Here is a 22,149-nt window from a genome sequence, read left to right on the forward strand (position 1 = left end):
AATAGCTATGCCTCAACAAAGCAAAGGCGGATAGTGTTATACCAGTCCGCATGGATTGGTATTAAAAATACTAGTGAAGTTTTAGCTTGGGACTCATAGCGTGGCTTAATTTCTTCACCAATAGCTTTAATGCCCCTCTTAACTTTCCGTGAACGGCAAACTGGTGCATGTTATATAAAGATACGTAAACCAACTTAGCCAGCCGCCCTTCTATAAACATACTGCCGTTTGACAACGAGCCCATTAAACTTCCGACGGTGCTGTACTTGCTTAAATGAACTAGCGAGCCATAATCTTGATAAACAAACGCTTTTGTTTTTTTGCCATTAATGAGCGCAGCAATATTATGCCCAACGATGTCAGCCATTTGATGTGCAGACTGAGCACGGGGAGGCACCCATTTACCGTTGTCTTGCTGAACACCACAACAGTCTCCCAGTACCCAAATGGCTTTATCGGTTGTACTTCTCAACTGCTCATCAACGAGAATTTGATTGGCCTTGTTAGTTTCAAAAATACCCGTATTGGTAACGAAATCTGGCGCCTTCACTCCTGCTGCCCACACCATTAAATCAGCACTTATGCGATTGCCATCTTTGGTGATCAGCCCTTTACTGTCGGCCTCGGCCACTGTTGTTTGCTCTTTAATAACAACGCCTAAATCATTTAACGCCTGGCGAGCCGTATTCGCTATACGCTCAGGTAGCGCAGGTAAAATCCGCTCACCGGCTTCTATTACCGTTATCTTAAGGCGAGATGCAGACATATTTGGCATACCGTACGCTTTAGATAAGTTCGCTACATGATGTAACTGAGCCGCTAGTTCAGTTCCAGTCGCCCCTGCCCCCACTATTGCCACATTAATGCCCGCTTCGCTGTCTTCTTGTTGGTTAATGCGAATAAGCTGGTTGAGCAGAGCCCGGTGGAATTGTTCCGCCTGAACAAGCGAATCTAAAAAATAGCAGTGTTTCGCTACACCTGGCGTACCAAAGTCATTACTTACGCTGCCAATAGCCATAACCAGCTGGTCATAATCTACCTTGCGCTTAGGAAGTATTTCATGGCCAGCGTCGTCGATAAGGGGAGCGAGAGAAATAGTTTTAGCTTCGGCATCGATAGCGCACATCTCACCTAACTGAAAACGAAAGTGATGATTGGCAGCATGAATGGCGTAATCTACACCGTCAGAATGCTTATCTATCACGCCTGCGGCCACCTCGTGTAAAAGGGGTTTCCACACATGAGTACGGCTTCTATCAACTAGCGTAATATCGGCTTTATTTTTACTCCCCAACTTTCTACTCAAGCGACTTGCTAATTCAAGTCCGCCGGCTCCGCCACCCACTATCACTATCTTTTGCATCGTTATTCACCTGCTAGTGTTGGTTCCATGTATCAACGCTCGGGTTGTTACAATAAGCGCTACATTGTGAAGGTTGCACTCAACATAAAGTTACGCGGACGACCTGGGAAATAGCGATCGCCGGTAAAAGAAGTAAAGTCAGCACGCTCTGCATAGGTTTCATCAAGTAAGTTGTTAATGCGAGCATACAAGGTTATTTGCTCAGACATTTCATAACTTGCGCGGGCATGCAAAAGATTGTGACCATCGTACTCATTTGCGTTTTCAGGGTCTGTAAAATAGCTAGCCACATGCTGCCACTCAAGCTGCGTTTCAATATCGTCGGTGAGTGAATACTGTAAACGTGTGTTGAGTAACAGGTTGGGAGCGGTATCCATATCGTTCCCTTTTATATTTATTTCACCCGACAGCTGGTCGTGCTCATAGGTATGCGCAGCGTAGGTACCGGCGAAGTCGAGACGCAGACGAGAGTTAATGGCGTAATTTACAGTAAGCTCAACACCTCTATGCCACGTCTCCCCGTTACTGACATTGAAAAAATCGCTGTCGCGGTAAATCACATTGTCTTTGCGTAAGCTATATAGCGATAGCACATAACTACCGCTTGCCATACTGCTCCTTAATCCCACTTCTACATTGGTGGCGTCGACAGACTCAAGATCGGTAACCTCTTGTGCCCGCTGAAGTCGATAAAGTTCGGTCGCCTGAGGTGCCCTATATCCTTTTGAAATACCGCCATACAATTGTGTTTCGCTCGACAAGGTATATTGCATAGAAAGCTTGGGGCTAAAATTATCAAAATCATTTTCCCCACTTTCTGGTCGGCTATATCGGCAACCACCAAAACCGCACTGCGTACCGTCTTCTCTTAACCGTCCCACATTCATATTGTTAGTATAGTCGTAGCGCATACTTTCGAAACGCCCGCCTACAGAAACATCCCACTTTCCCTGCTGCATGTTAAAAGCAAAAAATGGCGCTATTAAGGTGGCATCAACCTCGTAGTCGTAATGTTTTCCAACCGGCACAGTCTCAACCAAAAACGCTGAGCCTATGGTCTCGCTGTCTTGCGACTGAATCAGTTCTCCTTGAGTGTGTTCTGCATCCAAACCAAGATCGATATTCCACGAGTCGTTAACGATATAGTTGTATTGTGAAAGAACGCCAACGCCTTCCTGGGCATTTTGTTCAAGGGGCTTACCCGGCAAAAAATGCATTCTAAAGTCCATAGATTGATTGCGTACATATGGAGTAATAGACAGCGCGTTTCCATTATCAAATAACCAATCTGCTTTGCTCCATAACCGTAAACTTTTTGCCTTTCTGAACGCTTCTGGATTAGGGTTACTGCGCGCTATGTCTTCATCTTTATAGCTCTCAAAACCAGTTATATAGCCCGCTGTCTCTTGATCTAAATTTGTATAGGTAAGTCCGCTTGTTACTGACAGGCTGTCAAAATCGACTCGATGACGTACGTTCACTTTCTCTTGGTCTACGCCTTCGTCGTTTCGATAGCCAGTATCGCGCGTTACGCTGGCATTTATTCCTATGCCACTGTCTCCAAAGTTTTTTCCTTGTCGAAGTTTTACGCGATGAAAGCCATACGACCCATAATCTAAACCAACAAACCCGCCGCCTCGCGTTGTATCTGGCGTTACTACATTAAGCACACCATGGATAGCATTCGAGCCATAAAGCGCTGAAGCTGGCCCTTTAATAACATCTATGCGCGACGCCATTTCACCATGAGCTTCAAACAGCTCGTTAATATTACAAAAGCCAGCGGCACGAAGGGGAATACCGTTCTCAGCAGCTAAAATTCCGCCGCATGCCCCTGCTCCTGTGAGCACAGGCGAGCGCAATGCGGGTAGATATTCTTGGCCATTGCCTCGCTGTACACCAGCACCAGCAATATAATTTAAAGACTCCTGAATATGCTGAAACGACAGTAGATTAAGTGTTTCTTCGGTAACGGAAGATACAACGTATCCTACGTTATTATCATTTCCCGCAATGCGCGATGTGGTGGTTTCAATACGCTCAATATCTTTGCTATCAGCGGCTTGGGATACGTTTGAAAAACTAGCGGCAAGAGAAAGCGCAATTAATGAAAATGACAATAACGGCGTGGACGTCATTAAGATTCCTTTGTGTAATATTTTTATATGAATGAATACGCACATTAACCATGTGGCGATTACATCAGTTTTTTCGGAGTAGTTTTTATTGAGTTTTTGAACCGACAAATTGAGGTTCGTTGAATACCATACGGTATTTTTACAAAGACAAAAAAGCATTGCGCTAAAAGCACATAAAAGTAAGGTAGGACCAACGCTTGGGAGTAACTCGTGGTATCTTCTGACTATTAATCATCAAATATCCACAACTTAGAAAATTGCTCGGCCAATTTGGAGGAATTCATTGGACACACTCATACCCAGCCTGTCACAGCTTATAGAGTTTGCTGTAGCCCCTGTTTTCTTACTTACGGGTATAGCAGGTTTTTTAAACGTGATGTCGTCGCGACTAGGGCGAATTTCAGATAGGGTCCGTGTTGCAGAACGACAAATTCATACGCTTTCAGACCCACATATCGTTGATAGGTCTAAGCGCGAAATAAAAGTATTGTGGCGGCGAGTTAAGGTTATTAACTGGGCCATTGGGCTATGTGTAGCCTCCGGTTTGCTGGTGTGCTCTGTTATTATGGCGCTGTTCGCAGGTTCACTTTAGATTGTAGATTTAAAAACACCGATAGTGGTGCTGTTTATCCTTGCCATGATGTTCTTGATAAGCGCACTTATTGTATTTTTGGTTGAAGTGAAACTGGCTACAACCACTATTAATATGGTGAGAACGATACGCTAACCTTCTAGCCCAGGGTCATGTAGCGATAGGCGCAATACTAGGGCGTGTTGATCTTTGCTGTACACTTTTGCAGCGGCCTGTGAGCCCAGCAAGGTAAGTCGTTTAAAAAGCTTACCTTGCCTGCAGGCAGGTACTTATTCTTGCTCTGACAGTGTATCTAATATGGAGAACAGCACATTAGCGCCTATACGAGAAACTTCGGTGTCGTATTTGCTCTCTACATTAACTCCCTCTTGACCACCGGCTAAGTCACTTATAGCGCGAACGATAACCCAATCTACATCATTTATAGTGCAGACCTGACCGATGGCAGCAGACTCCATTTCAGTCACTTCTGCATTAAACACTTCGCGAGTCCATTTGCGATATTCCCGATTATCTAAAAATACTGAGCCTGTTACACCGTTGCCACCCACATGCAGATCTGCATCGCGCTCACCCAATACACGCTGTGTGGGCAGGGTAGACATGGCTTGTTTTGCTGCATCAAGAAGCCGCGGCGAAGCAGTAAAATAAGCCGTATCTTGTGGTTTATCCATACCTTCTTTCACAATTAGCACTTCATCGGGATGAATAAAATGGAAGGGCTTATAATTAGGTAAATGAGGATCTTTTGCGCGTCGAACTGTTTGTTCTTCTACGAAAGCTTCGTAATATTCTGGAAGAATATACTCACCCTCGTTATTCGGATCTTGGTTAGTGTAAACACTCTCATCATGATAATACCAGCGAGCAGGTACAATAACATCCCCAGGCTGCCATTTAGGGTTTATCGCCCCGGCAATGCCCATATAAACTACTTGCTTTACTGGGAAGTAATCTAATGCCATTTGCATCGATAGTGCAGCATTCGCAATACTCATCCCAGTAGCAAACACTAAAATGGGTTCGTTGTGGTAAGTACCCAAACGATAAGTAATACCTTTGATTTTGAGAGTAGTGTGTATACTGGCGTTGGGATCTTGTTCTATACGATTGAGTATTCCCTTCATTTCAGGCGCGTATGCAACAGTAATAGCGGTAAACGAGGGTTCATCAAATACTCTAGGCCCATAGACAGCTGATTGCACAGAGTGACTATGAGATGTGCAGCCTGTGAGCAACAAAGCGCTAAATGCTAAAAGAACAATAATGGTGTAGTTTTTCATTAGCTAAAAACGTCAGTTATGATTATTCAAGTCCTCTACGCTAACACTTTAATTGGCTAAAAAAACCCTTTATCAACACAATTCACACTCTTAATACACTCTGTAAACAGCCCATAAACAAACTGCCGCAAATGCGGCAGTTTGGATAATACGCTGTTAGCTAAAGTGACAGTATTTTAGAAGCGAGAGTTGAATTGAACACTGAATATATGTGCGGTTGCAGACTGGCTGCCAGCAAACGTAGAAGTAAGCGTACCTTGCTCGTTCAAAGCACGAGTTTTATCAATGTCCGCTTCTCTTCCGTTGATATACACATAGGCGCCATCTATCGACATATCGTCGTTAAATGAGTAGGTGAAACCACCCGATACCCAGTGACGGTCAGTATCTGGAATACTCAGTGAACGGTTTTCAACGGTTACCACTCCATCATCATAAGCATAGCCCGCACGAAGCGTAAGCTCATCGCTTAGTATATAGGTTACGCCCACTGAAGCGCGCAGCGAATCGTCGAAGTTTTCTTGCTTTATGAGGAAGTCTGAGCCGTCATTTAAGTTAGCTTCTAACTTTTCAAACGTGCTCCAATCGGTGAATGTTAAACTCGCTTGCACCGACCATTGGCTGTCTAGTCTTTGATTTACCGCTAGCTCAGTAATTGCCGCTAAGTTTAGATCTAGGCTCCCTGGCTGATTTAATTCAGCAGTGATTTGTGAACTCACGTCACCGCTCAACGTTAACTCTGTTTCTGCACGATACGATAAAGCAATGTTAGTGGCATCTGTTGGCTGCCAAAGCGCACCAACATTCCAACCAAATCCCCAGTCTTCTCCCTCTAGTTTAAAAATGGAGGTGTTAGCCGGAACTTGTGTTTGTAGTGCACCGCTCAATATTGGCGACAGGCTATTAGAAATAGCTGAGCTAATTTCAGCATCGGCGAAAGTAGCATTAAGCCCTAATCCCAACATCAGGTTATCGTTCAGTTTATAGGACACCGCTGGATTAAGAGTGATAGACCTTACTTCTGCCGTATCAGCAAAATGAAGAGCCTCAAAATCATCGCTATAATCTGATCGCAAGCCGTAGGTTGTGAATAGGCCAACACCTGCAGACCATTTGTCGTTTATAGGAGAGGTATAAAATACGCTAGGTACTATTGCGGTATCGGCAATGTCGCTGTCAGAGGATTCAGTTGCCCCGACAGGCTGCCCACCTGCGGCATAGCTCACATTGCCACTCACATCTACGCTAGGAGCAATAACGCTAACCGAGGTGCTAAATTGAGACTGTTTAAACACACCAATGGCTGCCGGGTTAGTGGCAAGAATAGAGGCGTTTTCTGGTGTTGCTGCTTGGCCTGCCATAGCGCGGCCTAGCCCGTTTGCACTGTGTTCGTTAACTTGAAAGCCGGCTGATAGGGCAGAAGAAGAAGCCAAGGTAGTAAGTGCAAGACATACTGATGCACGAAGAGAAAGCTGTTGCTTCATAAAATACTCATGTGAAGAAAAAATTGCAGCGCGCATTCTGCGTACAGGAGTATCATTGTTCAATGTAGGTTAACGCGATTTACGCATTTTTACCGTTTTTTACATAAAGTTAACCGCATTTTCGCCGATTTTATAAACAAAACCGCATGGTGAATTAGAAGAAATGCAGTGCCTTTACATTTGAGCGATTTCGAAGCGGGCCTTTCCCTTGTCTTTTGCGGTATAGAGCGCTTTATCTGCAATATCAATTAGCCCATCTATGGTGATGTCATTAGGCTTTTTCGTCATAACCGCACCAATAGAGCAACTCATACAAGCATTTACCGCACTTGGTGCATGAGGGACATTTTCCTCCTTCCAATCTTTGAGTAAATTTTCACAAATCTGGACTAGCTGTTTATCGTCAACATCACTCAATACCACGACGAATTCTTCCCCGCCATAACGGCCGACAATATCAGTCTCACGCTTGAAAATATTTTTCAATATTGAGGCTTGTTGCCGTATGACTTCATCACCCTGTTGATGACCAAACTTATCGTTGTATTTTTTGAAATCGTCTAAATCTAACATCAACACAGCTAAAGACACATTGTGACGCCTGGCGTACGCTAGCAAACTTTCGCTTTGATTACGTAAAGCACGCCTATTCAGTAATTCTGTTAAGGGGTCGAATTTGCTCAGTTTGGTTAAGCGATCATTGGTTTTTTTCAGCAGTGAAAGGCTGCTATCGAGACGGTATTTTGCGTAGGAACACGTAAACAGTGAAGCAGCAACAAACCCAATAGATATTGGCATACGGTCACCATAAGCGGGTGCCAGCCACATTAAAACGATAAAACCAGCAATATTTATTACTGCACTTGTGATCGCAAAACGAAAGGGAATGCCTAGTGCAAAAACGCAGTAGAACGCATATAAAATTGTACCTTCATAAGGAAAAGCGAACTGAAATTCCTGCCAACATAACAGAATCAACCAATAGTTTGAGTAAGTAAGCAGAACCAGTAAAGCAGTGAATATAAAAGCTCGGTAATACTCAAATCGTCGCCAGAAAGACAGCAAAACAACGGCAAATATAATGGGGATTTGAATAAACAGCCGGTCGTACGTATAAAGGCTGTGCATGGTACTAGGTAGTAACAGAAAATCTGCCACCATAAAGCTAGCAACAATAAGTGCGCCGATAACAAGAGCGACACGCAGACGAATGAGGTCTTTTGCTTTAGTGATTGGCAAAGAAGATATTGGCAAAAAAACTCGCCTCCGCTGTGGTATTACACGCCTTAATATTAGCCCAGAAAGGAGTATTAGACATAGTTTGCTAAAGGTTCAGCGTTTGCAAACTATTGCGCAGCCCATCCAGCGTTATGGGCTTAGTTACAATATCGTTCATACCGGCTTCTCTAAATGCAACATGGCGTTCTTGAAAAGCCTCAGCGGTTAAGCCAACGATAGGCGTAATGTTAAATGGCTTCCCTAACTTTCTTATTCGTCGGGTCGCTTCAATACCATCCATTACCGGCATGTGCACATCCATGAACACCATATCTATTCCACCTTCCTCAACCCGCGACACTGCCAGCATGCCGTTCTCAACATGAATAACATTACAATGCAGTTGCTCCAATAACGCTTTTGCTACTACGGCATTTATCGCATTGTCTTCAGCTAACAGTACGTTTAATCCCTGACGCAGTGATTTGTTCCCTGTTTCTTCGTCAACTAATGCATTGCCATTGGTATCTACCTGGGAGCGACTTTTTACTATGGCGGTTACAGTGAAGCTAGCCCCCTCGCCTAGCTTACTCATTACCTTAATATCGCCACCTAAAAGCTCGGCCAGTTGTTTGGCAATGGCCAAACCCAAGCCCGTGCCGCCATAGAGGCGAGTAATTGACGAGTCGGACTGAGTGAATTTCTCAAAAATGTGAGAAAGCCGCTCTTTCTCTATTCCTATGCCCGTATCTTTTACAGAGATAACCAGCTTGTTTTCCTCAGGCTTCTCACCCGATGGAGCATTTAGCTTAGCCGTAATTTTTACCGTACCCTCACGAGTGAACTTAATGGCATTACTCACTAAATTTATGACAATTTGACGCAATTTCGTGATGTCGCTGGTAACCAAAACATTGTCTAAGTTTTTACTCGAATAAACGAGTCGAGTTCCATTTGCACTGGCATTGGTGCCAAGCAACGTAATCAAATCATTGAGCATGTCATCAAGGTTAAACTCGGCCACATCTAGGTCTGACATACCAGACTCTATTTTTGAAAGATCTAAAACGTCATTAATTACATTGGTCAGAATAGCGGCTGAGGACTTTAAATCTGAAGCATATTTACGCTGTTTATCGTCTAACGATGTGTCGAGAAGGAGGGTAGCAAGACCTTGTATCCCATTAAGAGGCGTTCTTATTTCGTGGCTCATAACTGCAAGAAAGTCGGTTTTAGCACGATTAGCCTGTTGTGCTTGCTCTACATATTCGGCAATTTCCGCAGACATAGCCTCTACATCTCTAGCCAAACTTCCAAGTTCGTCGTTTTGCTCTACATTTATGTGAACCTGATTGTGGTCGATAGCAATTCTACTGGCCGCCCCACTTATTTTTTGAATAGGGGCAATAACAAAATATTGCGTCACTCTTCCCATCAATAGACCTACAAGGGCTACCGCGAGCAAAGTGACCAAACAAGTTAACCAAGCTATTTTAGAGAGCGACGCCTGAAGCTCGTCAGCAGGTTGAACAGCGGTGAGCTTCCAGTTCCACGCTGAAAAAGTGGTACAAGCAAATAGAATATCCTGCCCATTAAATTGAGACTCTCCAAAGGCTAATTTAATGTCGCCCATATTAGCGATACCACCGTTGCCGGTGTCTGGAATCATTTTCTTTTCAAAGGTAGAAAAAAGAATATCCCGCGTGCTTTCATCACTGATAACAAAGTGTCTACCCGTTCTTTGATGCAGTGAATTTAGCTCTTCGAAAACTTCATTTTGATACGCGTTACGAAAAACAGGCACGTTTTCCAGGCCAGAATTCATGAGTAACTCTCGCCTATCTTCCACAATTTCCATGACATTAAGAGCCAGTGTTTGAGTGAGCAATTGATACTCGCGCTCTCGCACTGAATCATAGGCGGTAAGGTAAGCCCAGTATCCAGTCAGTGCCATTCCAATAAGTAGAATTGGTATATATATGGCTAATAATTTTGATTTTATTCTCATATCAACTCTTTGCTATACCCTACTGATAAACGTGCTGTTCAGATAGTTTCAGGTAGTAGGAAGGTATAGGAAGCTGCAGTTTTATAGCAGTAGATACATTCACTGCTACGGTAAAGTTTTCTATTTTTTCTACTGGAAAGGTAGCAGAAGAGCCCTGTGCTAAAAGTTGCTTTGCAGTATTAGCGGCAGACTTACCAATATCTTGAGGTTGTGACACTATACCAATGAGTGCGCCTTGCTTCACAGCGTCAACGCTTTCAGCAAACAGTGGCAATAAACCCGTGTGCTTTTTGATCGCTCCAATGAGGTGATGTGTTTCAATAAGAGGACCTGCAGATAGCCAATAACCATCGAGAGATTCATACTCACTTTTTAACGTGGTAATCACATCTTCCTTCATAAGCTCTAACCCAGCCTCACCCGGCACATAGGGCGTTTGAATTGGAACAAAAACAATATTTTTATAGCGCTTTTGAAGGGCTAGTAAGCTGTTTACCGCATTGTAAGAAGAGGGATATGTTGAATGTATTAACCCTATTCTAAATATCTTATTTGGGTTGGACGCTTTGAGTACACCTTCGAGCATCTCAAGCTTTATATCGGCATCAACCACATGAGACTCACCGGTAATATTGCGCTTGCTCACTGCGCCAAACGCAGGAACAATGCCCTCTGTGACAGGCTCGCTGACCGCCATAAACAATTTTGGAGTGGTAAGTACTTCATTTGAATTAACAACCGCGCGAGTGGCTAAAGTAGCAACCGTGACAATAAGGTCGGCGGGTGAGGAAGACAACTCATCAGAAAGGAACGTCTTCGCTTGCTCTACCGAGCCTTCAGCATTGAAAACGCGAAATTGAATATCTTTATTTGGCAGAATGCGCTGCAACTCAGTCTCAAATGCCTTTCTCGACTCGGTAACGATAGGAACGGGTAAGGTTTCTACTATTGCGATGTCGATTTTTTCTTTCGCCGGTGCCATGAAAGATAGGCTGACAAATATCGCAACAAAAAGAATGCGTAATGCTATTGCCATGTTGGAAAACCTATTTGCACAAAATGCTTAAAAATTTAATTCTTATCATAAGTTTATTACAACCAGTTGCATAGAGTAAGTTTAGACGACAAATCAAACTTGGCTTCTGTGGTTTGTATTAATTACCATTAAAATACGCGGCTTTACCTGATGAAACTGCAGAAGTTGATAACAACCTTTTCTTAGATTTCTCCGAGCGAGCCACTTTATCTAGCATAGACTGCGTAATGAGTACAACGCCATGAGGACTCACTCTTAATCCGCGTTCTCGGTCGTAGTTATGGTCGAATCCCGCTTCAAAATGTGCAGGAATGCGGCAATTATGCGCTACGATCACGCGATACAGTTTGCAATGCTCAGCAATATGCGCATGGGGTAACACGATACATTTTTCTACATTAACCTCATGCGATACGCTAGCGCCAGTGAATAAAAGCGACTTTGTGATTTTACTTATTCCTACTATACAACCGTTGGAAATTAATGAGTCACTAACCGTTCTTGCAGCACAATTACTGCCTGTAAACTTAGCAGGGGGCAGAGACGCTTGCTCACACCAAATGGGCCAATGCTTATCATACAAATCAATTTTATTTTCGCTATCAAGCAGCGCCATATTAGCTAACCAATAAGAGTCGATAGTGCCTACATCACGCCAGTAAGGATCTTGAGCGCCCTGAATATCTTTGAATCGGTATGCTTGAACGAAAAAGTTGTTTAGTACTGAAGGGATAATGTTTTTACCAAAGTCATGCTCTGAGGTGCTGCTTTGTGCATCGGTTGTTAGCTGTTCGAGTAGAAATTCGGTATCAAAAATATAGTTTCCCATAGACGCAAGGGTATAACCTGGTCTGTCTTCTAGCACTTCGGGTGACAATGGCTTTTCTTCAAAAGAGGTGACCCTGTCGCTCTTATCAACATTCATAACGCCAAATTGACCAGCCGCTTCCGCAATAGGCACTTCAATACATGCAACGCTGAGGTCGCTACCCTGCGATACGTGCTGACGAAGCATTAAGCGATAATCCATTTTGTAGATATGATCACCCGCCAACACCATCACATATTTAGCACCAGAATCGCGAATGAAGTCTTTGTTCTGATACAACGCATCCGCAGTACCTAAATACCAATCGGATGGGAATTGCTGAGACGCAGGCAATACCTCAAACGAATGTCCGAACTCTTGATTAAATCTAGCCCACCCTTGGATAAGATGATGAACCAAGTTTCTAGACTTATATTGCGTCATCACTCCTATTTTCTTCAGGCCAGAGTTCACACAGTTCGACAGTGGAAAATCGATAATTCGATAGTGACCACCAAAGTCTAGGCCTGGTTTTGCAATAGACTCAGTTAACTCAAATAAACGCGTTCCTTGGCCACCCGCTAAAATCAATACTACGGTTTGGTCACATAATTGCTGTATATCAACCGCTACAGTGTGCTTGCTCATTTGCATCTCCGCTTTGTTGCGTGAGGGCGCGACAGCTATATACACCTGTATGGTTGCGCATCGTCATACGGCTGTTTTACATCTATACAAGATAGACTAAGTTCAATCATATTAAACCTATGAACCACGCCAATTACGTTGATCTTCATCAATTAGACAGGGAATACTTTTTAACCAACACTCTCAGATTTGAAGATGCCCTGCTAAAACAGCAAGAAACGTATTGCTCGAGGAACTGCGGGAATGGGAAATATTGGTATATAGCTCAGCTTTTAAATAACTAAAAGCAAGTGGGAAGCGAGCAATAAGTTAAAGCTAAAGTTGTGACTTGTTTGTTATTACTACCATTTGAATTAGCAAACAACCACGTGTGATCACGCTCGCACCATTTAACAATATAAGTGGCCAGGCTATGGCAAAAGGCATAGTGAACGCAAATGCCAAAGTGGTTACGTCTTTAATCAAAATGCTTTGAAACAAGGCCGGCGAAAGTGCGCCTATCACTTGGCTACGCCTAATCACAAAGAGCTGATGTAGGGTTCCCTGAACCAGCAACGCTGTGACGATAAGCATCAGGGTGGTAGCACCGAGCTTTGCTAGGCCAGGATAAGGCCGAAAACCGATAGAACAGACACCTACCACTACGGCAACAGCACAAAAACTAAATATAAAGCCTGTAGATAACGAGCGCCTGTCTCGCCATATCTGAAAAAGTATAACCAACACTAGGAGAATTGCGCCGAATCGCGTCCATACCAAATAATGGCTAAGGGGCTCGATTGCAATACCGAAAATAAAGTTGGAATAAAATGCCAAAAAGCTTGAAGCGAACTGATTTGTCGACAAGCTTTTTGTAGGTGGTAAATTGCTGCTACGCAGCTTTTCTATGCTGATTATTTGCTTTGCTAACCCGTACCACGTCAGCAAAAAAGCGACGGCGCTTATGGTACCTAAAATGTGGTACAACAATAGGTGGTCCTCAGTCGCTTACAAACGGCTTAAGAATTTAATTCGCAATGTTATCGACTTTTATCACGTCAATTCCATTTTAATAACAGTGTTATTCAACCGTAACCGATTTCGCTAAATTACGAGGCTGATCCACATCTGTTCCCTTTATTAACGCAACATAATATGAAAGCAGCTGTAAAGGCAATGTGTAGATAATCGGGGCTATTGGTCCTTCGCAGTGAGGTACGTTTATAACCCGCATAGACTCATCACCTTCAAAGGCAGCGTCTTTATCGGCAAATACATACATTATACCGCCGCGAGCACGCACTTCTTCTACGTTCGATTTAAGCTTTTCTAGCAACTCATTGTTTGGTGCAACCACAATTACCGGCATTTCGTCATCGATAAGCGCTAGCGGACCGTGCTTTAACTCCCCTGATGCATAAGCCTCTGCATGAATGTACGAAATTTCCTTTAGCTTTAACGCACCTTCCATGGCAATAGGATATTGATCGCCACGACCTAAAAACAGGCTGTGGTTTTTATCGGCAAATTCTTCGGCTAAATCTTCTATACCGCTGGTAATAGCAAGAGTCTCTTCAAGTTTAGCCGGTAGGCTGTGAAGCGCTGAAACAATTGCTTTTTGGTCTGTATCAAGCATTCCGTTTTCTTTGCCAAGCGCAAGGGTAAGCATTAGGAAGGCCGTTAATTGTGTAGTAAATGCCTTTGTGGACGCCACGCCTATTTCGGCGCCAGCGCGGGTCATAAAGGCTAAGTCAGACTCTCGAACTAAGGATGAGCCAGGTACATTACAAATAGTGAGGCTAGACATATAGCCAAGCTCTTTTGCTAAACGCAGTGCTGCCAGTGTATCGGCAGTCTCGCCCGACTGAGAGATAGTAATTAGCAGGCTATTTGGATGCACTACCGACCTGCGATAGCGAAATTCAGAGGCAATTTCTACGTTACAAGACACATTGGCGTATTGCTCTAGCCAATAGCGAGCGGTCATACCAGCGTGATAGCTGGTACCGCAGGCAATAATTTGAACATGTTTTACTTTGCTCAAAATATCGTCAGCGTCTTTGCCAAATACATCGGCAACTAGCCCATTTTCATCGATACGATTCTGTAGTGCATTGCGCACAACCGTAGGTTGCTCGTGAATTTCTTTAAGCATGTAATGGCGGTAACCTGCTTTGTCACCCGCATCGTGTTCTACGTTAGATTCAACAATCTCGCGCTCTACAGCGTTACCGTCTTTATCGAAAATCTTTACATCGCGACGGGTAATCTCGGCTACGTCACCCTCTTCTAAAAAGATAAAGCGACGGGTAACCGGCAGAAGCGCCATTTGGTCGGAAGCGATAAAGTTTTCACCTAGGCCAAGCCCAATAACAAGAGGGCTTCCCGAGCGTGCTACTACCACGCGGCTAGGATCTTCTTTGTCCATAATCACTGTGCCGTAAGCACCATGGAAGGTGTTTACCGCGCTTTGCACTGCGTTTAACAAGGTTTTTCCGGTTTTAAGCTCTTCATGTACCGTATGGGCAATGGTTTCTGTGTCGGTATCGCTAGTAAAGCGATACCCTTTTTCAGAAAGCTGATTGCGCAAGCTCACGTAGTTTTCAATAATACCGTTGTGTACTACTGCAACCCGTTCGCTAGAAAAGTGAGGGTGAGCATTGGCCTCTGTTACACCACCATGGGTGGCCCAGCGCGTGTGTGCAATACCAGTACTGCCTAGGGCTTCGCCATTGGCAACGGCGTCGGCTAATTCTTGAACTTTACCGGTACGACGAATACGAGTTAAGTTGCCATCGGTTTGCAGTAACGCCACACCGGCTGAATCATACCCGCGATATTCAAGGCGCTTTAATCCTTCTAGCAGAATTTCTACTACATTACGTTCGGCAACAGCGCCAACAATTCCACACATGTTTATTCTCCGTCTTGCGTGGCGACTATTACCGTCACGCCTTGATTTTCAATGTTCGTTTTATCCTGAGCACTAATATTTTCATCTGTGATCAGAACAGAAATTTGGTTCCAGCCCAATTCCAGGTTGGGCATTTTATGGGATAATTTTTTTGCGCTGGCCATCACCACTACCTTGTCTGCAGCGTTCGCCATGGCTCGGGTCACCCCAGTTAGCTCGTTAAACGTTGTTGTACCTCTTTCAACATCAATACCAGCAGCGCCAATAAACGCAATATCGAAACTATAGGCACTAACTAGCTGTTCAGCCATCGAGCCCTGAAAAGACTGCGACAATGGATCCCAGGTCCCACCCACCATTAGCACGGTAGGTTCTTTATCACCCTGGGTTAAAAAGTTGGCTGTTGATAGCGTGTTTGTCATTACTACTAAATCATTAATGGCTGACAGATGAGGAAGTATTGAAGATGTTGTTGTACCGCAATCGATAACTAATTTGCTGCCAGACTTCACTAAATTTGCAGCATATTTTCCGATAGTGTTAACGAGTTCGCTGGTAACAAGGGTAGATGGGAAGGCATTCGCTGAAAAAGCAACTTTTGTAGAGTTTGAATCACTTTGCGCGGTATTAGATGTAGAGGGTACTGCACCGCCAAACTGTCTAATGAGTGAACCTTCTGCGGCAAGTTCAGAAAGGTCTTTTCGAATCGTAACTTCAGAAGCTTTAAACTGCATGGCAAGTGTCTCAACGCGCGTATGACCGTGCTCGTTCACCCATTCCACTATGCGCTGTCGCCTTAACTTAACCGAATTACTATTTTTCAATTTACTACACTTCTTTTAGTAAGAGCCGGTTTTAATAAGAGCCGGATTAAATTGAGCTGCTTTCAATTGAACCGTTTAAAGCCATGAATTTTGTTTTCAGCTCAGCGAAACTCTATTTGAAAATGAGATTAAAATATAAAGCTACAAAACGCGCCAAAACTTTCAAAACGAAAGGAGAACACTTCAATTTGAAAGAAGCGTAAGGTATTTTGAAACTTCATTCAAGTGTTTCGTTTAATTAATCGGCAGCTTTCTCTCTTCTACGCTCGCCTGTATAGCCGTTTCGATTATATGAATAACCTCAACAACACTTTCGGCATCAGCTGGCAAAGGGCCTTGCTTGTTAATGGCATAAGCAAGTTGCTCGAAGAACAAAATGTACTGTCCCCGGCAAGTTTGAATTACCTCGGCTTGACCTTCATTCGCCAATATTCCATGCTCGGCAGCAGAAGTAACAGCCCAGCTTTCGCTATCTAAACGCATATTCTGCCTGAGCTGGTCTTCTTGAGGGTCGAGGTAAAACTTGCGGTAGCTTGCTTTCGTTCCCTGTAAATCGAAACGCAGCGTTGCGCCAGCTTGAAATGCTGAACTGCCTAGGGTTACCACTTTGTCAGAATAATGAAGAGTGATATCAAACGTATCGTCAGATTGCCCGCCATCACGAAGAATTAATACATTGGCAGATACCGCTTTAGGCTTGCCAAAAAGCTGAAGCGCTTGGTCGATTAAGTGAGGACCTAAATCCCAAAAGATACCGCTTCCCGGCCCGGCATTCTCTCGCCAACGATTTCGGGGCACAGGTCGAAAACGATCGAAACGACTTTCAAAACGCTTAATCTTGCCAAGCCTACCTTCTTCCATCAGTTGCTTTAAGGTAAGAAAATCACCATCGAAGCGCCGGTTGTGAAACACGCACAATCGCTTATTTTTCTTATTGGCTAAAGAGACCAATTGTTCTGCATCTTTCGTGCTAAGCGTAAACGGCTTTTCAACCAATACATGACAGCCGTGTGTAAGCGCCAAGAAAGCTTGCGAACTATGAAGGTGATTTGGCGTAGTGATAACCACTAAATCAAATTTTTGACTATCAAACGCTTCTTCTAGTGAGGCATACATTATTGCATTAGGTAATGCGCGATTAACATCATCAGGCTTGGAAGACACTACAGCGGTAACAGTGAAATCTGAGAGGTATTCCAGAAAAGGCAAATGAAAGGTTTTAGCTGAAAAGCCGAAACCAACTAATAACGTAGCGATCATGACAATACCTTAACAACAAAAGTGGGTTAATAAAGGGGGTCAGATCCAAATAAAGTCAATTAAATCAATAACTAGAATTTAATTTGGATCTGACCCCCTTTATTTTATTTTTTGGTGGGGCGTGGCCAGTTGGCTATGTTGCGCTGTTTACCGCGGGCAACAGCGAGGGCACTATCGTCTACCGTTGAAGTAATTACTGAGCCGGCGCCTACTGTTGCGTTATCGCCAACACTTACAGGCGCTACAAGGGATGAGTTAGAACCAATAAATGCGTTCTCACCAATGACGGTTTTCGACTTATTCAAACCGTCGTAATTGCAGGTAATGGTGCCTGCGCCTATGTTGGCATTAGCACCTACCTCGGTATCGCCTAAATATGTCAGGTGATTCGCTTTTGCGCCTTCACCTAATACTGTCTTTTTCATTTCTACAAAGTTGCCAACTTTGGCGTTTTTGTGCATTACGGCACCGGGGCGCAGGCGCGCATAAGGCCCAACTACGCAGGCTTCGCCAACCGTCGCTTCTTCAATAATTGAGTTGGCCTCAATAACAGCGTTATCTGCTATATGGCAGTTGCGCAGAATACAATTTGCACCAATAACAACATTGTTTCCAAGGGTTACGTTGCCTTCAACAATAACGTTAACGTCTATAACAACGTCGTTACCGTTTTGCAATTTACCGCGTAAGTCAAACCGTGCCGGATCTAAAAGCGTTACACCATCAGTCATCAGTTGCTGCGCCTGACGTGCTTGAAGTGCACGCTCTAAATGAGAAAGCTGAATGCGATTGTTAACGCCTTCCACTTCCACAGGCGATGAAGGCTGAGCAGACTGTATGCGCTTGCCTTCGGCAGCCGCCATGGCGATAACATCGGTAAGATAGTATTCGCCTTGCGCATTATTGTTACTTAAATTACCTAACCAGCGCTTAAGATCGGCGCCCGACATCATCATCATGCCGGTGTTGATTTCTTTTATCGCTCTTTGCTCGTCGCTTGCGTCTTTGTGTTCCACTATTTGGGTAATATTGTCATTTTCTCTAACAATTCTTCCCATGCCCGTTGGGTCATCTAGCTCAACGGTTAACAATGCTAGGTCGCAGCTAGCTTTCACAGTTTTTAAGGCTTCTAGCGTTTGCTCAGTGATAAGCGGGGCATCGCCAACCAGAATTAATACGTCTTCGTCGTCTTTAATATGGGGAACTGCCTGTTGCACCGCATGGCCCGTGCCTAGCTGTTCAGACTGAAGACACCAATTAAGGTTATCTTCAACAATTGTTTGTTGAAGTAAATCGCCACCGTGGCCGTAAACAAGGTGAATGCTATCTGAACCCAGTGATTTAACCGAATTTATTATGCGCTGCACCATAGGCACACCGCCTACCTTGTGCAGCACCTTTGGAAGGAAAGATTTCATACGGGTGCCTTTGCCCGCCGCCAGAATAACCACTGAGAACGCCATACAATTCCTTTATTATGCAAACATAAAATATTCTTAGCGTAGTGTAACCAAGCTACAAGATAATGTCAGCGAATGTATATGGTCAGCCCCCACTTTAATTTCAAAAATCGTTTAAGAATCGACATTTAGTCTAATCTGCGGCGAACACGCTAGTAGTTCATATTTGCAACGGGTATACTCTTTTGCGTATTTAATAAGTTCAGTCAGGCAAGGGAGCATGCGCAGTCTGTGAACACATTTAGAACCCTACACAGAAGTATATTGGTGCTATTTGCTGTCGTTGTAATCGCGATTGTAACCCTAGTCCATTTCAGTATTTCCAAAATTGTAGCGGAACAAAGCCGCGCCCAGCAGCAATCTCTATCACCCGCCATATCGCTTATTGTAGAGCAACTTCTCAAGCCTCTGCATATCTCTGACGCTTTAGGCCATTCAACAGAGCTCGTCGGATTATTGAACAAAGACTCTGTAGACAGCGACGCCGTTTTTAGCACGTTAAACCGTCTTGAAGACGAATTTGGCTTATCATTTTTTATCGCCAGCGAAGCCGAAAGAAAGCAATACAATGCCGATGGCAGCATTATCAATTTAATTGAAGGAGAGGTGAGCTGGTATTTTAAATATCGCGATCACCCCGACGACGCCGTTGCCGATATTGGTAAATGGGAAGATACACATTTATACATCGACATAAAAATTCACGACTCAGACGGCCGTTTTCTAGGCTTTTTTGGCGTAGGTAAAAGCCTGCGAAGCTTTATTGAAATTTTCGATTCGTACAAACAGGAATATGGCTACGATTTTCTATTTGTAGATAGCAAGGGCGATATTATGTTGTCCTCCGACCCAGCACTTGTAGCTTCATATTCTAGCTTTACTAACTTATCTGAATTGCCTTGGTATGCCAATTTACCGTTGTCTATTCAAAACGAACAGGCATTAAACAACAAGCTTGTTACCATTAATCAAAAAGATTTTTTGATAGCAGAAGTAAAACTAAATCAATTTGGCTGGACGGTTTTTCTATTAAGCCCTCTTGAAGATAGACAAGCGGAGATTTCACAAGCGTTTATATTTAGTGTGGTAACGCTACTGGTGGTTGTCTTTTCTCTTTTCTTATTGATTTATAACTTGCTGTATTATTTCAGAAAAGACATGCAGCCTGATTTGGTGGTACGCCAAACCAACCGTCTGCCAGACAAAAAAGCCTTGCAAGTTATCTATAAAGCGTTGCTAGAAGAGCATAAGTCTCTTAGCGTGGTGATAGTAAACTTAGACGACCTAACCACAATTATTGATGCCCATGGGCGTAATGCTGGCGATGATATTTTAGACAAAGTTGCTGCGTATTTATCAGGTAAATTACGTAAAGAAGACGTATTAGGCCGTTGGAGTAGCGATGAATTTATTATTCTGCTGCCGCATACGGGCCCTCACGTTGCTCTTGAAATAGCCCAAAACCTGCGCCATGGCATTGCAACACTGCCACCGCTTATTGAACTGCCCGACATTCAAATTACAGCGACTTTTGGCATTTCGTATACGGCTTCTTCTCGCCCCATGCAAGAGGTAACAGCCCATGCTGAAGACGCTCTATACCAAGCGAAGCGTGATGGCAGTAACTTAGTGCGCATGCAGCTAATTGACTAAACGCGACTAACGTTATGTGCGCCGCTTGCGCTTTTTTGTTAGCACGCCAGTAGTTAACGCAACGCCGAAGAGTATAAGCGCACCGCCTACTATGGTTTGAATTGATAGGTGTTCTTGTAGCAGTAACACGCCCCACACTATGCCAAACAAAGGAACTAGGTAGGCTACAGTAATTGCTTTGGCTGGCCCAACATCAGCAATAAGCTTAAAGTAAAGAATATAAGCGATGCCCGTTCCGCCTATAGCAAGGGCCACTGCGTTTAGCCAAGCGTGACTGCTAGGCATAGTTGCAGGCAAGGTAGCCAATGCGAGCGGCGTTAACATAATGCTCGCAAAGGCCTGACTACCTGTGGCCACAGCCAATGGTTTTACTCCCTGCAACCACTTCTTCATCATGCTGGCAGCTATGCCATAACAGGTTGTTGCAAAAAGCGCGGTTAATATGGGAAGAAAGCTCACCTCGCCTTCACCAAGTTTTTGCTGGCTAATAACCGCAACGCCGATAAAGCCAACGAATAAGCCAACTATGGCGCTTTTTGTAAGCTTATCGCCAAGCCATAGCCAGGCAACAATAGCGCCAAACATGGGAGCTGTGGCATTTAAAATAGCATTAACGCCAGCTTCCAAATGCAGGCTACTGTAATTAAACAATACAAAGGGCACGGTAGTATTTACTAAGCCTACTAGCGCTATAGCAAACCAATGATGCCTTATTTGCGAGAGGCCGCCGGTAATTATAAGCAAAGGCAGAAGCACCGCAGTAGCCAATAGCGTTCTAATGGCTACCAGTACATAAATGCCAAATTCAGGGGCGGCAACACGCATAAAAATAAAAGAGCCCCCCCAAATACCTGCCAATACCACCAGCGCAACAATATCTTTTATTCCCATAGCCTGCCTTGGGCTCCTTCTAAATTTAGCAAAAATTGCTTACGCGCTAGGCCTCCGGCGTAGCCTGTAAGTGTGTTGTTGCTGCCAATTACTCGGTGGCAGGGTACAACAATTGCGATCGGGTTTTTTCCATTTGCTAATCCAACCGCCCTAACCGCTTTGGGATTACCAATTGTTTTAGCGATGTCGAGATAGCTCACCGTCTGTCCATACGGAATCTCTTTGAGAGCTTTCCATACCGACATTTGAAACTCGGTTCCATTAACATCTAAAGGTAAGTCAAACGTATCGAGCTTTTTGGCAAAGTACGCCTTTAGCTGTGTGCATGCTTCTTCTGTTATTGCGTTTTTTGTTATTTCGCTGCTTGTTACTTGATTAGGAGCAATCGCTGTTGCGGTAGATTTCGTATGGGCAGGCTGTGAGGCTCCTAAAAACTCCCCAAAAGTAATAGCGGTCACTCCCTTGTTGCTAGCCTGGACCGTCAGTAAACCCTGCTGTGTGTCTATTGACTGTGAAAATAAAAACGACTGTTCAGAGCCGTCCTTCCTACCGTTTTCATTCATATTTCGACCTACTAATGTTAACTTGCC

16 protein-coding genes and 1 pseudogene are annotated in these 22,149 nt (G+C 44.0%); 2 read left to right on the forward strand and 15 right to left on the reverse strand.

Going from position 1 to position 22,149, the window contains the following annotated elements; translation table 11 throughout:
- Positions 1-70: 70 nt before the first annotated feature.
- Positions 71-1,363: an NAD(P)/FAD-dependent oxidoreductase gene (locus CW735_RS18340; protein ID WP_071980906.1), complete on the reverse strand. Its 1,293-nt coding sequence runs from the start codon at positions 1,361-1,363 to the stop codon at positions 71-73.
- A gap of 59 nt (positions 1,364-1,422) precedes the next feature.
- Positions 1,423-3,501: a TonB-dependent receptor gene (locus CW735_RS18345; RefSeq protein ID WP_071980907.1), complete on the reverse strand. Its 2,079-nt coding sequence runs from the start codon at positions 3,499-3,501 to the stop codon at positions 1,423-1,425.
- Between the two features lie 283 nt (positions 3,502-3,784).
- On the opposite strand from CW735_RS18345, the pseudogene CW735_RS18350 reads away from it, so the two are divergent.
- Positions 3,785-4,228: pseudogene (locus CW735_RS18350) on the forward strand (DUF2721 domain-containing protein).
- 134 nt (positions 4,229-4,362) lie between these two features.
- Here CW735_RS18350 and CW735_RS18355 read toward each other — a convergent pair.
- The 11 genes from CW735_RS18355 to glmU form a co-directional block, all read right to left on the reverse strand.
- Complete coding sequence (locus CW735_RS18355; protein ID WP_071980908.1) at positions 4,363-5,376, reverse strand: 5'-methylthioadenosine/S-adenosylhomocysteine nucleosidase family protein; 1,014 nt, start codon at positions 5,374-5,376, stop codon at positions 4,363-4,365.
- 176 nt (positions 5,377-5,552) lie between these two features.
- Entirely contained in the window at positions 5,553-6,860 is a 1,308-nt protein-coding gene (locus CW735_RS18360; RefSeq protein WP_071981389.1) for an OmpP1/FadL family transporter, read from the reverse strand.
- A 174-nt stretch (positions 6,861-7,034) separates the two neighbouring features.
- Positions 7,035-8,114 carry a GGDEF domain-containing protein gene (locus CW735_RS18365; protein WP_232230521.1) on the reverse strand — a complete coding sequence of 360 codons (1,080 nt, stop codon included), beginning with the start codon at positions 8,112-8,114 and terminating at the stop codon, positions 7,035-7,037.
- 70 nt (positions 8,115-8,184) lie between these two features.
- Positions 8,185-10,086, reverse strand: coding sequence for an ATP-binding protein (locus CW735_RS18370; protein ID WP_071980909.1), 1,902 nt, complete (start codon positions 10,084-10,086; stop codon positions 8,185-8,187).
- Positions 10,087-10,105: 19 nt separating this feature from the next.
- Positions 10,106-11,122: an ABC transporter substrate-binding protein gene (locus tag CW735_RS18375; protein ID WP_071980910.1), complete on the reverse strand. Its 1,017-nt coding sequence runs from the start codon at positions 11,120-11,122 to the stop codon at positions 10,106-10,108.
- 118 nt (positions 11,123-11,240) lie between these two features.
- The gene (gene glgC, locus CW735_RS18380) at positions 11,241-12,578 is read right to left on the reverse strand and encodes a glucose-1-phosphate adenylyltransferase (protein ID WP_071980911.1); all 1,338 of its coding nucleotides are present in this window, start codon (positions 12,576-12,578) and stop codon (positions 11,241-11,243) included.
- Positions 12,579-12,893: 315 nt separating this feature from the next.
- Positions 12,894-13,547, reverse strand: coding sequence for a hypothetical protein (locus CW735_RS18385; RefSeq protein ID WP_071980912.1), 654 nt, complete (start codon positions 13,545-13,547; stop codon positions 12,894-12,896).
- A gap of 91 nt (positions 13,548-13,638) precedes the next feature.
- Positions 13,639-15,471, reverse strand: coding sequence for a glutamine--fructose-6-phosphate transaminase (isomerizing) (gene glmS, locus CW735_RS18390; protein ID WP_071980913.1), 1,833 nt, complete (start codon positions 15,469-15,471; stop codon positions 13,639-13,641).
- Positions 15,472-15,473: 2 nt separating this feature from the next.
- The gene (locus CW735_RS18395; protein ID WP_071980914.1) at positions 15,474-16,295 is read right to left on the reverse strand and encodes a DeoR/GlpR family DNA-binding transcription regulator; all 822 of its coding nucleotides are present in this window, start codon (positions 16,293-16,295) and stop codon (positions 15,474-15,476) included.
- Between the two features lie 234 nt (positions 16,296-16,529).
- Entirely contained in the window at positions 16,530-17,555 is a 1,026-nt protein-coding gene (locus CW735_RS18400) for a Gfo/Idh/MocA family oxidoreductase (protein WP_071980915.1), read from the reverse strand.
- A gap of 104 nt (positions 17,556-17,659) precedes the next feature.
- The gene (gene glmU / locus CW735_RS18405; protein ID WP_071980916.1) at positions 17,660-19,018 is read right to left on the reverse strand and encodes a bifunctional UDP-N-acetylglucosamine diphosphorylase/glucosamine-1-phosphate N-acetyltransferase GlmU; all 1,359 of its coding nucleotides are present in this window, start codon (positions 19,016-19,018) and stop codon (positions 17,660-17,662) included.
- A 228-nt stretch (positions 19,019-19,246) separates the two neighbouring features.
- Between glmU and CW735_RS18410 the strand changes: the two genes are divergently transcribed.
- Entirely contained in the window at positions 19,247-20,668 is a 1,422-nt protein-coding gene (locus tag CW735_RS18410; RefSeq protein WP_071980917.1) for a sensor domain-containing diguanylate cyclase, read from the forward strand.
- Positions 20,669-20,680: 12 nt separating this feature from the next.
- Here CW735_RS18410 and CW735_RS18415 read toward each other — a convergent pair whose 3' ends face one another.
- Both CW735_RS18415 and CW735_RS18420 read right to left on the reverse strand, forming a co-directional pair.
- Entirely contained in the window at positions 20,681-21,559 is an 879-nt protein-coding gene (locus CW735_RS18415; protein ID WP_071980918.1) for a DMT family transporter, read from the reverse strand.
- Positions 21,550-22,122, reverse strand: coding sequence for a methylated-DNA--[protein]-cysteine S-methyltransferase (locus tag CW735_RS18420; RefSeq protein WP_071980919.1), 573 nt, complete (start codon positions 22,120-22,122; stop codon positions 21,550-21,552). Before CW735_RS18420 ends, CW735_RS18415 begins: the two co-directional genes overlap by 10 nt.
- Positions 22,123-22,149 lie beyond the last annotated feature (27 nt).

The organism is Alteromonas sp. MB-3u-76, assembly GCF_002831605.1.
In the GTDB taxonomy this organism is placed as follows: domain Bacteria; phylum Pseudomonadota; class Gammaproteobacteria; order Enterobacterales; family Alteromonadaceae; genus Alteromonas; species Alteromonas hispanica.